Source organism: Pseudoflavonifractor intestinihominis (assembly GCF_040096055.1).
Taxonomy (GTDB): Bacteria; Bacillota; Clostridia; order Oscillospirales; family Oscillospiraceae; genus Pseudoflavonifractor; species Pseudoflavonifractor intestinihominis.
Window position 1 is genome coordinate 32,162 of sequence record NZ_JBBMFK010000014.1, and the last position, 12,664, is coordinate 44,825.

10 protein-coding genes are annotated in these 12,664 nt (G+C 63.1%); 5 read left to right on the plus strand and 5 right to left on the minus strand.

Features of this window, described 5'->3' with window-relative positions; translation table 11 throughout:
- Positions 1-11: 11 nt before the first annotated feature.
- From bilR to WMO64_RS09755, 5 genes are all read right to left on the minus strand, one after another.
- Entirely contained in the window at positions 12-1,115 is a 1,104-nt protein-coding gene (gene bilR / locus WMO64_RS09735; RefSeq protein WP_349231842.1) for a bilirubin reductase, read from the minus strand.
- Positions 1,116-1,161: 46 nt separating this feature from the next.
- Positions 1,162-1,620 (minus strand): bilirubin utilization transcriptional regulator BilQ, encoded by a 459-nt coding sequence (gene bilQ, locus WMO64_RS09740; RefSeq protein ID WP_294520381.1) that lies wholly within the window; start codon positions 1,618-1,620, stop codon positions 1,162-1,164.
- Positions 1,621-1,769: 149 nt separating this feature from the next.
- Complete coding sequence (gene prmA / locus WMO64_RS09745; RefSeq protein ID WP_294520384.1) at positions 1,770-2,747, minus strand: 50S ribosomal protein L11 methyltransferase; 978 nt, start codon at positions 2,745-2,747, stop codon at positions 1,770-1,772.
- Between the two features lie 135 nt (positions 2,748-2,882).
- Positions 2,883-3,755, minus strand: coding sequence for a DegV family protein (locus tag WMO64_RS09750; RefSeq protein ID WP_349231843.1), 873 nt, complete (start codon positions 3,753-3,755; stop codon positions 2,883-2,885).
- A 48-nt stretch (positions 3,756-3,803) separates the two neighbouring features.
- A complete protein-coding gene (locus tag WMO64_RS09755) occupies positions 3,804-4,352 on the minus strand; it encodes a DUF1836 domain-containing protein (RefSeq protein ID WP_294520391.1) in 549 nt (182 codons plus the stop codon).
- A 297-nt stretch (positions 4,353-4,649) separates the two neighbouring features.
- Here WMO64_RS09755 and WMO64_RS09760 point away from each other — a divergent pair, with 297 nt between their 5' ends.
- From WMO64_RS09760 to WMO64_RS09780, 5 genes are all read left to right on the plus strand, one after another.
- A complete protein-coding gene (locus WMO64_RS09760) occupies positions 4,650-6,521 on the plus strand; it encodes an FAD-dependent oxidoreductase (protein ID WP_349231844.1) in 1,872 nt (623 codons plus the stop codon).
- 143 nt (positions 6,522-6,664) lie between these two features.
- Positions 6,665-7,261, plus strand: a complete 597-nt coding sequence (locus tag WMO64_RS09765; RefSeq protein ID WP_349231845.1) for a TetR/AcrR family transcriptional regulator — start codon at positions 6,665-6,667, stop codon at positions 7,259-7,261.
- Between the two features lie 265 nt (positions 7,262-7,526).
- On the plus strand, positions 7,527-9,329 hold the full coding sequence (gene pepF / locus WMO64_RS09770; protein ID WP_349231846.1) for an oligoendopeptidase F: 1,803 nt from the start codon (positions 7,527-7,529) through the stop codon (positions 9,327-9,329).
- 247 nt (positions 9,330-9,576) lie between these two features.
- Entirely contained in the window at positions 9,577-11,478 is a 1,902-nt protein-coding gene (locus WMO64_RS09775; protein WP_349231847.1) for an ABC transporter substrate-binding protein, read from the plus strand.
- Between the two features lie 193 nt (positions 11,479-11,671).
- Positions 11,672-12,664 (plus strand): ABC transporter permease, encoded by a 993-nt coding sequence (locus WMO64_RS09780; RefSeq protein WP_294520407.1) that lies wholly within the window; start codon positions 11,672-11,674, stop codon positions 12,662-12,664.

The window sequence follows — 12,664 nt, forward strand, 5'->3', positions numbered from 1 at the left end:
GCCGGGTCAGGTCAGTTTTTCTTGTCGTAGATGCAGTGGACGCCCTTGTGCTGCTGCATACCGCCCAGGCAGGCCTTGTTGCAGCGCACGCAGCGGTGCAGCTCCTTGAGCCGCCCCGCCTCCACCTTGTTGGGCCACTGGGGGTCGGCGATGAGCTGGCGGCTCATGGCAGCCAGTTGAATGCGCCCGGAGGCGAGCTGCTCCTCCACAAAGTCCGGGTCGGTCAGGCCGCCCACGCCGCACAGGGGCAGGGCGGTGTACTGCCGCACCTGGTCGCAGTACCGCAGGAAGCAGCCCTCGGCGGAGAATTCCGGGTGGTTCTTGGGCGGGATGGTGTCGGTGAGCTTGGCGTGGTTGGCCAGGGTCACGTGGAAGCTGTCCGCCCCCGCCCGCTCCAGCAGAGGGACAAAGACGGGCAGCTCCTCTACCAGCACGCCGGCGTTGCCGTAGTGGGGGTTCTCCTGCCGGACGGGCAGCTTGTAGTCAATGGCCATGCCTGGGACCGCCTTCCGCACGGCGGTCACCGCCTCCACGGCGAATCTGGCCCGGTTCTGGGGGCTGCCGCCGTACTTGTCGGTGCGGTGGTTCATCAGGGCGGAGGAGAAGCTGCCGCACATCCGGTCCCCGTGGACCTGGACCATGTCGAACCCGGCCTCCGCCGCACGGACCGCCGCCGGCCCGAAGGAGGCGGCGATCTCCGCCGCCCTGTCGGCGGACATCTCGGTCACCAGCTTGGAGGCCTGCTGGTTGAGCAGGGGGCGCAGGTCCTCCATGGAGATGCGCTTGGTGAGGATGCCGGGGATATACTTGATCATGGCCTTGAAATCGCTGTCCGACTGGTGGAGCTGGGCGCAGATGAGGCAGCCCTGCTGGTGGACCAGCCGGCAAAGGGCCTGGTAGTGTGCAAAGCCCTTGCGGCTGTAGAGGGACATGGGGCCGTGACGGCCCACGGGCACGTCGCCGATGATGACCATGGCGCAGCCGCCCGCGGCGATGGCCCTGATCTTCTCCCGGTACTCCTCCTCGGAGAGGCCCAGGGTGGTGGGGGCAAAGACGATACGGTTTTTCAGCGTCAGGCCCCCGATGGTGATGGGTTGGAACATAGTCTCGTACATTTTCATTTCCTCCATGGATGGGCCGGGTGCTGTCCCGGCCTGTGGGTCAGGTCTGGCTGTCCTTCCCCTCGCCGGGGATGGTCAGCGCGTTCCCGCCCCGGCTGGCGGACAGAGCCGCCATCAGGGCCATGAGCTGTTCCCGCTGCTCCGGGGTGAGCACAGCCGTCACTTCCTCGTCCCAGCGGTAGAACAGCTCCCGGCTCTTCCGGGCCGCCTCCTCCCCCTTGGGGGTGAGCTTCAGCACGTGGGCCCGCCTGTCCTTGGGGTTGGGCTCCTGCACCAGGAAGCCCCCCTCCGCCAACTTGGTGATGGACCGGGCGGTGTGGCCGTTGTCCATCTTCAGGGCCCGGGCCAGCTCCTTGGGGCTGCACCCCGGGTGCCGGGCCACGTAGGTGACAAAGTAGAGCAGGCCGGGGGTCAGGCCCATCTCCCCCAGCTTCTCGCCGCAGTAGTTTGAAAAGTCCTTCCGCAGGACGGATACGTGAAATGCCAGCGACTGCATCATGTGGTCGTCCTCCTTTGCTTGACTTGGTCAAGTATATTCCGGTTATATGACTTTGTCAAGTAATTTTTATCTGGAATTTTACCCCTGGAAAATGGCGTAAAAAGGCGCACGGCGGAATTTTTTCCGCCGTGCGCCTTGGTATCTGTTTTTTACATGGCAGCGGCCAGGGCCACCCAGCCGTTCTTCTCCCATCTGCGGATGATCTTCATGCCCCGGCTCTGGATGGCGGCCTGGACCTCGTCGGCCCGGGTGTCGATGATGCCCGAGCAGAGGAACACGCCGCCCTCGGCCAGCAGGCCGGGCACCTGGGCGGACAGGGGGATGATCACGTCGGCCACGATATTGGCCAGCACCAGGTTCCACTTCCGCTCCGCCAGCTCGGCGCACAGGGCCCTGTCGGAGAGCACGTTACCCGCCCGGACGGTGTAGATGTCCTGTCCGATGCCGTTCATGGCGGCGTTCTCGTAGGCCACGCCCACCGCCTTGGGGTCGATGTCCACGCCGAAGGCGTACTCCGCCCCCAGGCACAGGGCGGCGATGGACAATATGCCGCTGCCGCAGCCCAGGTCCAGCACCCGGTCCCCCGCCTTCACGAACTCCTCCACGCCCCCCAGGCACAGCTGGGTGGAGGCGTGGGTGCCGGTGCCGAAGATGAGGCCCGGGTTCAGGTACAGGGCGGTGCGGCCCTCGGGGATGGCCGTCTCCCCCTTCTCCCACTCGGGGACGATATACAGCCGCTCTCCCACGGTGAGGGGCTTGTAGAACTGCTTCCAGTTGTTGGCCCAGTCCTCCTCCCGCAGTCCGGCGGTGCGCACGGCCAGCGTGCCCAGCTCCTCGCCGCAGCGCTCCCGCAGGGCGGCCAGGCCCTCGGTGATGCGGGAGAGCTTCTCATGGCCGTGGGAATCGTCGGTGACGTAGAACTTCACCCGGGCCACGCCCTTCATCCGCTCCATCAGATCCTCGTCCACATAGTCCCAGTACTGCCTGTTCTGCTCCAGGAAGGCCTGGAACTCGGCCTCGTCCTCCAGCACCAGGCCGCCCAGATCAAAGGCGGTCAGGTAGGCGGCCAGGTCGTCCATACCAGCGTCGGTGGTGTCGATGGACACCTCCAGCCATCTGTCATCCATTGTATTCGCTCCTTTTCCCCCGGCGGCCTCCGCCGGGCATAAATCATCGCCGGACAAGCCCATTTTCTCAGAAATCCCCCGGGATTGCAAGAGAAACAGGGCCTGTCCGGCGCATGTGTGTTCTGATTGTGACCGTTACCGCTTGGTGCCCAGGAAGAAGAGGGCCAGAGTGCCCGGGCCGGAGTGGGCGCCGATGACCGGACCCACGTAGTTGATGACGACCTCTTTCACGCCAAAGCGCTTCTTCACGTCGTCGGCCACCTTCTCCGCGTCGGCCAGGCAGTCGCCGTGGCTGATGAACACCACCTGATCGGCCGGGTCAATGGCGGTCTCCTGCATGTGGTCCACCAGGGCGGTGAGGGAGGCCCCTCTGCCCCTGGCCTTGCCCATGTTGATGAGGTGGCCCTCGTCGTCCACGTGGAGCACGGGCTTGATCTGGAGCATGGAGCCCAGCACAGCGGTGGCGGCGGAGATGCGGCCGCCCCGCTTGAGGAAGTGGAGGTCGTCCACGGTGAACCAGTGGCACAGGTTCAGCTTGTTCTCCTCGGTCCAGTCCCGCACCTCCTCAATGGTGGCGCCGGCCTGCTTCTTCTTGGCGGCCAGATACACCAGCAGGCCCTGGCCCATGGAGGCGCACAGGGTGTCCACGGTGAAGATCTTCCGCTGGGGGAACTGCTCCCGCAGCTCGTTCACCGCCGTGACCGAGGAGTGGTAGGTGGCGGACAGGCCGGAGGAGAAGGCCAGCACCAGCACGTCCTTCCCGCTGACCAGAATGGGCTCCAGGGCGGAGGTATAGTCGGCCATGTTCACCGCGGCGGTGGTGGCCATCTCTCCCCCCCGCAGCATGCGGTAGAACTCTTTGGGGTCCATGTCCCGGTTGTCGGGGTAGTTGTGGTAGGTCCGTCCCTTTACGGTGAAGGACAGGGGCAGCACCTCCACCCCCAGCTCCCGCACCAGGTCGGCGCTCAGGTCTGCGGAGGAGTCGGTGACGATCACATATTCGCTCATAGGTTGATACCTCCTGTAATAACACAGGGCAGATATTTCTCCCTGTATTTACTTTTTGCTCTTTTCCTTGCCCTTGGCCTCCTCCTGGGGGTGCTTGGACTGGATGATGTCCAGCACCCGCTGGCAGGCCAGCTTGTCGGCGTAGCTTCGCAGGGCCAGGCCCAGGGCAAGGGCGGGCAGCCGGTCCTCGGTCAGGTTCTCGTCCAGGCTCTCCGCCGTCTCGGTGAGGGCCCGGTCCAGCTCCCGGCGGAAATACTCGTACAGGTCTCTGGTGTCCTTCTCGGGGAACTCCACCCCAGAGCCGATGAGGCGGCTGGCGTCCCGCACCGAGAGCACCTGCTTGAGGGCGCAGATGGCGGTCAGGTAGGCCAAGTGGGTCCGGTTGTACCGCTTGCCCTCCGCCCGGGGCAGCATGCCGTCCTTGATATAGTTGTTCACCATGGCGGAGGTCAGGCTGTCCTCGTCGCCGAAGTGGATGAGCTGACGGGGCATATAGGAGATGATCTGGTCCATGTACAGACCGATATCCGGGAAGGCGTCCCACTCCTGGGGCCGTTCCTCGGCCAGGCGCCGCTTCAGTTCTGCTATCTCTTCCATGTGCGGTCCTCCCTGTAAACTGGTCGTTTTAAAAACGACATGACAGCATATTAAAACCAAGGTTATGTGGATTCTTCGCCATTGTATCACATACCTTCTGTCAAAGTAAAGGGCAACAGGGCCTGAAAATCCCGCTTTTGTGTCGCATAACACAATTATGTCTGTTTTGCTGCGCCTCCATTTTTTGTCTCGCGGCCCTTCCGGGATATTGACAAATCAATCACAATCTGCTATATTACTAGTTGACCGTTCGTCTATATAACTTATGGCCACAAAACATAGAGGAGGATACATGAAATGAAGCACATTCGCACCTTATTGGCGGGCGCGCTGACTGCCGCCCTGCTGCTGAGCGGCTGCACCGCCCAGCCGGAGGCCTCTGGCCAGCCCAGCGGCAGCGCCTCCCCCGAGCCCAGCGAGACCGGCTCCGTCACCGCTGTGTTTACCCCCGGCACCTACGAGGGCACCGGCAAGGGCTACGGCGGCGACATCAAGGTCTCCGTCACCGTGGACGAGACCGCCATCACCGACATTGAGGTGGTGGAGCAGTCCGAGACCGAGAGCGTGGGCGGCGCGGCCCTGCCCACCCTGGTGGACAAGGTGCTCAGCGCCCAGAGCGTGAACATCGACGGCGTCAGCGGCGCCACCTACACCAGCGACGGCTTCCTCACTGCCGTGCGGGAGGCCATCACCGCCTCCGGCGCCGACCCCGATTCCCTGGGCCAGGGCCAGACCGGTGAGAGCGAGACCAAGGACACCGTGACCATGAGCACCGACGTGGTGGTGGTGGGCGCCGGCGGCGCCGGCCTGACCGCCGCCCTCACCGCCGTCCAGAACGGCGCCGACGTGGTGGTGCTGGAGAAGATGGCCATGGTGGGCGGCGCGTCCGCCATGGCCGGCGGCGGCACCAACGCCACCGGCAGCCAGTGGCAGCAGTCCTACGGCATTGAGGACAGCCCCGAGGCCTACTTCATGGACATCATGAAGAACGGCCACTTCTTCAGCGACGCCCGCACCCTCTGGCTGTACGCCAACACCCAGGGCGCGGCCTTTGACTGGCTGGTGGCCGAGGACGGCGCGGCCCTGCCCTACAAGAACACCGAGCCCTCCCCCTCCGCCGAGCACTCCTACGGCCGCACCTTCTCCCCCGACGGCGGCGGCGCCGGCGTGATCAGCGCCCTCCAGGAGAAGCTGGCCGGCCTGGGCGTGGAGATCATGACGGAGACCCCCGCCCAGGAGCTGATGGTCACCGACGGCACTGTCACCGGCGTGAAGGCCCTGGCGGCCGACGGCACCCCCTATGAGATCACCGCCAACAGCGTCATCCTGGCCACCGGCGGCTACGGCGCCAACACTGACATGCTGCCCGAGTCGGTCACCAGCCTGCCCTACGCCGGCGCTGTATCCGCCACCGGCGACGGCCTGAACATGGCCACCGCCATCGGCGCCGACTCCTTCAACCTGGACAAGGTGAACATCCAGCCCCACAGCATCGTCCTGCCCGACGGCCGCGGCCAGCACACCTTCCAGGGCTGCCTGGCCATGTACAACAAGACCGGCTCCATCCTGGTGTCCGACCAGGGCGTCCGCTTTGTCAACGAGCAGGGCAGCGCCAACGACATCAAGGCCGGCATGGAGCAGAACCAGCACTCCTACCTGATCATGGACGCGGCCTCCTTTGAGACCTACGCCCAGACCTGCATCGCCTCCCACAACTTCACCCAGGAGCAGCTGGATGAGTGGCTGGAGGCCAACGGCACCTCCACCCCCGTGTTCGCCCACGCCGACACCCTGGAGGACCTGGCCGCCATCGTAAACATCCCCGCCGGCGCCCTGACCGACACGGTGGAGCGGTACAACGGCTTTGTGGCCGCCGGTGAGGACGCCGACTTCGGCCGCAAGGTCACCACCGCCATGGGCGACGGCCCCTACTACGCCGTGGAGATGAACCTGCGCTACTACGCCACCCTGGGCGGCCTGCGCATCAACAACAGCATGCAGGTGCTGGACACCGACGGGCAGCCCATCCAGGGCCTGTACGCCGCCGGTGAGGTGGTCGGCGGCGTGGTGGGCGACATCTACGCCACCGGCTCCCTCTTCGGCTGGGCCATGACCAGCGGCCACAACGCCGGTCTGGCCGTCACCGGCAACACCGTGTTCGAGGGCTGAGCCCCTTCCCCCGCATCATCCGCAGTCCCAGGCGCCCCGGAGCCATCCGCTCCGGGGCGCCTTTTCTCTTTTCCTCTGTCATTGACACCCGACCCCCGCCGTGTTAACCTAATGTGAATCCACACACAGAGGAGGTCTGCCCCTTGGACCGCAGTACAGATAAGAAGACGCGCATTCTCCGGGCCGCCGCCGAGCTCTTCTCCCACAACGGCTACTCGGGCACCGGTATCGCCGAGATCGTGGCCGCCTGCAACATCCCAAAGGGCTCCTTCTACTACTATTTCCCCGGCGGCAAGGAACAGCTGGCCGCCCAGGTCATCCGCTTCGCCTACGACCAGATGGCCGCCGGTATCCAGACCCACATCTTTTCGGTCTCCGACGACGCGCTCACCGTCTTCCGCGCCATGCTGGAGCGGCTGGCCTCCCTGTTCAGCAGGGAGCACCGCTTCGAGTCCCTGGTCATCACCTTCATGGGGCTGGAGTCGGTGTACATCAGCGAGGAGGTGGCCCGGCAGGCCAGGCAGGTGTATGAGGAGTGGCAGCAGCTCTACCGGGACAAGCTGATGGCCTGCGGGTACTCCCCCGCTCTGGCCGAGCGGTGCAGCCTGGTGCTCTTCACCCTGGTCCACGGCGCGCTGATCTCCTGCTGGATCAAGCAGGACTCCGGCGACCTGCTGCGCATGCGGGATGAGCTGCCCGGCCTGCTGCCCCCGCCTGACTGCCCCCACGGGGCGCAATGATCTCTCCCCGTCTCTGAGGCGCACACACCGTGTATGGCGGTGTATGCGCCTTTCTTTTTCTTTTTTCTCCTTTTTATGGTATTTCCCCGGCTTATTTCCCACTTTTTTTATAGCTTATTATATATATTGCTTTTTTCCGCTTTTCCTGTTTTGTATGTCTTGACGCCATGGCAGGACAAGCCATTGTGTGGTATACTATTCCATGCTGCGCCCGTAAGACAGGCGCGCATCCCCTTATATTTTAATAGCAAAGGAGTCATCAGCTATGGCACATACCCTTCCCACCCGCAGTCAGGTGGACCCTGCCAACACCTGGGCCATCACCGACCTGTACCCCAGCGACCAGGCCTGGCGGGAGGCCTACGACAGCCTCCGCGGCCTGGTGAGCGGCCTGTCCGGATATCAGGGCCGTCTGGCGGAGAGCGCCGCCACCCTTCTGGCCTTCCTCAAGCTCCAGGACGAGATCGATCTCCAGGGCGACCGGGTCATCTCCTACGCCTTCCGCAAGAGCGACGAGGACACCCGCAACGCCGTCTACCAGGAGATGAGCGCCCAGTGCCAGAACCTTCTGGTGGAGCTGAGCCAGGCCCTCTCCTTCCAGACCCCCGAGCTGCTGGCCATTGACGACGCCACCCTGGAGTCCTTCTACGCCCAGGAGCCCGCCCTGGCCCACTACCGGCTCATGCTCAAGCGCATCCGCAGCAAGAAGGACCACACCCTCTCCCCCGAGTGCGAGGCCCTGCTGGCCTCCGCCGAGCGGATGGGCCAGGCCCCCGACGACATCTTCTCCCTGCTCAACGACGCCGACATGACCTACCCCGACGCGGTGGACAGCAAGGGCGAGACCCACCCGGTCACCCACGGCAACTATGTCTCCCTGCTCCAGTCCGCCGACCGGACCCTGCGCAAGTCCGCCTTCCAGTCCCTCTACGGGGTGTACGGCCAGTTCCGCAACACCTGCGCCGCCATCCTAAGCGCCCAGATGAAGCAGCTGCAGTTCTTTGCCGACGCCCGCCGCTACCCCTCCGCTCTCCACGCCGCCCTGGCCGAGACTGAGGTGGACCCCCAGATCTACCACAACCTGATCCAGACCGTCCACGACAACCTGGGGGCCATGCACCGCTACGTGCGCCTGCGCAAGAAGCTGCTGGGCGTGGACAGGCTTCACTACTACGACCTCTACACCCCCATCGTGGCCGACGAGGACGCCAGCATCCCCTTCGAGCAGGGCAAGGACATGGCCCGCGAGGCCCTGGCCCCCCTGGGCGAGGACTACCTGAAGGTCATCAACGAGGGCTTTGACAACCGCTGGATCGACGTGTACGAGAACCAGGGCAAGCGCTCCGGCGCCTACTCCGCGGGCGTGTACGGCGTGCACCCCTACGTGCTGCTCAACTACACCGACACCCTGGACGACGTGTTCACCCTGGTCCACGAGATGGGCCACGCCCTCCACTCCTATCTGTCCAACCACACCCAGAGCGTCACCTACGCCGGGTACAAGATCTTTGTGGCCGAGGTGGCCTCCACCTGCAACGAGGCCCTGCTGATGCAGCACCTGCTGAGCAAGACCACCGAGCCCAAGCGCCGGGCCTACCTGCTCAACCACTTCCTGGAGCAGTTCCGCGGCACCCTCTACCGCCAGACCATGTTCGCCGAGTTCGAGCTGTGGTGCAGCGAGCAGACCGGCAAGGGCCAGCCCCTCACCGCCGAGGCCCTCAACGAGAAGTACGCCCAGCTCAACCGCCTCTACTACGGCGAGGACATCGAGGCCGACCCCGAGATCGCCCTGGAGTGGGCCCGCATCCCCCACTTCTACTACAACTTCTACGTCTATCAGTACGCCACCGGCTTCGCCTCCGCCATCGCCCTGTCCCAGCGCATCCTCAGGGAGGGCCGCCCGGCGGTGGAGGACTACCTCCACTTCCTCAGCGGCGGCTGTTCCACCGACCCCGTGTCCCTGCTCAAGGGCGCCGGCGTGGACATCTCCTCCCCCGCTCCCATCGCCGACGCTTTGAAACTTTTTGACACCCTTATCGGGGAGATGGAGCAGCTTATGCAGCTGTAATGCGGACATTATTCCACCATACAGAGATATTTCTTCTAAGTTCGAGATATCAAAATCTTGCTGCTTTTTAACCCCGCTTGATACTTTTTTCGCAAATATTTCAGTTCCTCTTGATTATCCGGTGGTTTTTTGATAAAATAGACAAGCTTTTATTGGAGCATCCCGCGGCCCGGCGGAGCCTTCCGCCGGCCGCGGACCTCCGTAACAAGCGCTAGCTCCTAATCAGACAGGAAAGGAAGACGGAAAAATGCAAAAGAAAAAGCTGCTGTCCCTCCTGCTGGCAGGCGCCACGGTTCTCTCGCTCGCTGCCTGCGGCCAGCAGACGGTGACCACCAACCCCTCTGCCAGCAATCCCCCCGCTTCGCCCTCTCAGAGCCAGACTGCCGATGAGACGGCCACCAAGCCCACCGAGCCCACCGGCCAGCTGATCATCGGCACCACCACCGACCTGGAGAACGACTTCTACGACTCCAGCTTCAACAACAACGCCACCAACTACAAGCTGTACGACCTGATCCACGGCTACGGCACCATCACCTCCGACATCGACGGCGAGTGGATCTACGATCCCACCGTCGTGGCCAGCCACGAGGAAGTGGAGAACGAGGACGGCACCAAGACCTACACCGTCACCATCAACGACGGCCTGGTGTGGAGCGACGGCACTCCCATCACCGCCAAGGACTATGTCTTCCAGCTGCTGCTGGAGAGCAGCCCCGAGATGAACGCTGTGGACGGCTATCCCAGCCAGGCCGGTTATCCCCTGGTGGGCTATCAGGACTACTTTGACGGCAACACCAAGAACTTCGCCGGCGTCCACCTGGTGGACGACATGACCTACTCCGTCACTGTCAGCGCCTCCGAGCTGCCCTACCACTACGACATTACCTACGCCTCCGCCGCTCCCCGTCCCATGCATGTCATTGCCCCGGGCTGCGACGTGGTGGATGCCCCCGAGGGCGCTATGATCACCGGCGACTTCACCTCTGATCTGCTCCTGAAGACCATCAACGACCCCACCACCGGCTACCGGTACAACCCCACCGTCACCTGCGGCCCCTACCTGTTCGACTCCTATGACATCTCCAGCCGTCAGGGCGTTGTGGTTGTCAACCCCAACTACGCCGGCGACTACCGCGGCGTGAAGCCCATGATCGAGAAGATCATCATCAAGACCGTCAAGAGCGACACCATGATGAACGAGCTGGCTTCCGGCTCCGTTGATCTGCTGTTCCAGTGCTCCGGCGCCGACACCATCGACGCCGGTCTGAATCTGGTGGAGGCCGGCGAGGCTCAGGACAACACCTTCTTCCGCAACGGCTACGGCAAGGTGCAGTTCGACTGCAGCCAGTTCCCCACCGACTCCGAGAACGTCCGTAAGGCCATTGCCTACTGCCTGGACCGCAACCAGTTCGCCTATCAGTACAGCGGCGGCTACGCCTCCGTGGTCCACTCCTACTACGGCCTGGCCCAGTGGGAGTACCAGGAGTCCAAGGACTGGATCGACCAGAACCTGAACACCTATGAGAAGAACATTGACGAGGCCAAGAAGCTCCTTGAGGAGGACGGCTGGACCCTGAACGCTGACGGCAGCGCTTACTCCGGCACCGGCACCCGCTACAAGGACGTCAACGGCGAGCTGAAGCCCCTGGTCATCCAGTGGTGCAACACCAGCAACAACCCCGTGTCCGAGCTGCTGGCCACCATGCTGCCCGAGGCCATGGCTGAGGCCGGTATGGAGCTGAAGGCTACCACCACCGACTTCCCCACCATGCTGGCCGGTGTCGACCACTCCGGTGAGATCTACAACATGTACAACCTGGCCACTGGCTTTGCTCTGGCCAGCTCCCCCTGGTACTACTTCTCCACCGATCCCGTGTGGATGCAGGGCGGTTACAACAGCAACTGGATCGCCGACGAGGAGCTGGCTGCCGCCGCTGAGGCTCTGAAGCCCATCCCCTACGAGGACACCGAGGCCTGGCTGACCGCCTGGCAGAACTTCATCGCGATTTGGAACGACAAGCTGCCCGATATCCCCCTGTATTCCGACGAGTATTACGATTTCTACTCCAATAAGCTCCACGACTGGTACTCCACCTCCGTTTGGGAGTGGTCCCGCGCTGTCCTGGATGCCTGGGTAGAGGCCTAAGCCGAAATATCCGGCGGAACCCCGCACATTCGCGCGGGTTCCGCCGGTTTTCCGGTATTTGGGCATTCCCGGGGAAATGTCGCATACCCCTTTTCATGCCGCATTTCCCTGGGAATGGACACAATACAGACAAGCCATATCCCACGGTAAACGGGAGCCCCGATCCCATAAATTTGAAACGGAGGAAAGGTGAATGGGAAAAGGAAGATATTTACTGAAACGATTGGTGTATATCGTTTTTGTATTTTTTATCATTTCCATCCTGATGTTCGCGATCTATAAGTCCATGCCCGGCAACCCGGTGGACATCATGCTGGGCGACAGCAAGACCACCATGAAGCCGGACGCCTACCAGGCCCTGTACGACAAGACAGTGGCCAATCTGGGTCTGGACAAGCCCCTGCCGATCCAGTATCTGGCCTGGATGGGCAACATGCTGACCGGCAACTTCGGCTACTCCACCCAGTACAAGCAGGCGGTCATCAACATCATCGGCGCCCCCATGGCCAACACGGTGCTGCTCAACGTGCTGACCATGATCGTGGTGTTCATCATCGCCATCCCGCTGGGCATTGTGACCGCAGTGCGGAAGAACGGTGTCTTCGACAAGGCCGTCCAGGTGCTCACCATCGTGGGCTACAGCCTGCCCCAGTTCATTGTAGCCCTGCTGGCCATCTTCCTGCTGGCCGTCAAGTTCCCCATATTCCCCATCAGCGGCGTTAAATCCGCCGGATTGGACGCCACAGGCCTGAGCGCGTTCCTGGATATGGCGTGGCACATGGTCCTGCCCGTGCTGGTCATGGCCGTGTCCGGCGTAGGCGGCATCACCCGCTATGTCCGCGCCGCCATGATCGACGTGCTGCGTATGGACTATATCAAGACTGCCCGCGCCAAGGGCCTGCGGGAAAAGACCGTCATCTATATCCATGCCTTCCGCAACGCCCTGATCCCCATTGTTACCATCACCACCTGGTGGGTCATCGGCCTGTTCGGCGGCTCCATCGTCATCGAGTCCGTGTTCCTGTGGCCCGGCCTGGGCAAGATGCTCATCGACGGCCTGCTCCAGCGTGACTTCGCCGTGGTGCTCACCATGCAGATGTTCTACGTGGTGCTGTCCCTGGCCGGCAACGTGATCATGGACGTGGCCTACACCATCGTGGATCCCCGTGTCCGACTCGAGAATTAA

Excerpts from the sequence above, each read along its gene's own strand:
- bilR (WP_349231842.1), bottom strand. The coding sequence starts at position 1,115 with ATGTACGAGACTATGTTCCAACCCATCACCATCGGGGGCCTGACGCTG.
- bilQ (WP_294520381.1), bottom strand. The coding sequence starts at position 1,620 with ATGATGCAGTCGCTGGCATTTCACGTATCCGTCCTGCGGAAGGACTTT.
- prmA (WP_294520384.1), bottom strand. The coding sequence starts at position 2,747 with ATGGATGACAGATGGCTGGAGGTGTCCATCGACACCACCGACGCTGGT.
- WMO64_RS09750 (WP_349231843.1), bottom strand. The coding sequence starts at position 3,755 with ATGAGCGAATATGTGATCGTCACCGACTCCTCCGCAGACCTGAGCGCC.
- WMO64_RS09755 (WP_294520391.1), bottom strand. The coding sequence starts at position 4,352 with ATGGAAGAGATAGCAGAACTGAAGCGGCGCCTGGCCGAGGAACGGCCC.
- WMO64_RS09760 (WP_349231844.1), top strand. The coding sequence starts at position 4,650 with ATGAAGCACATTCGCACCTTATTGGCGGGCGCGCTGACTGCCGCCCTG.
- pepF (WP_349231846.1), top strand. The coding sequence starts at position 7,527 with ATGGCACATACCCTTCCCACCCGCAGTCAGGTGGACCCTGCCAACACC.
- WMO64_RS09775 (WP_349231847.1), top strand. The coding sequence starts at position 9,577 with ATGCAAAAGAAAAAGCTGCTGTCCCTCCTGCTGGCAGGCGCCACGGTT.
- WMO64_RS09780 (WP_294520407.1), top strand. The coding sequence starts at position 11,672 with ATGGGAAAAGGAAGATATTTACTGAAACGATTGGTGTATATCGTTTTT.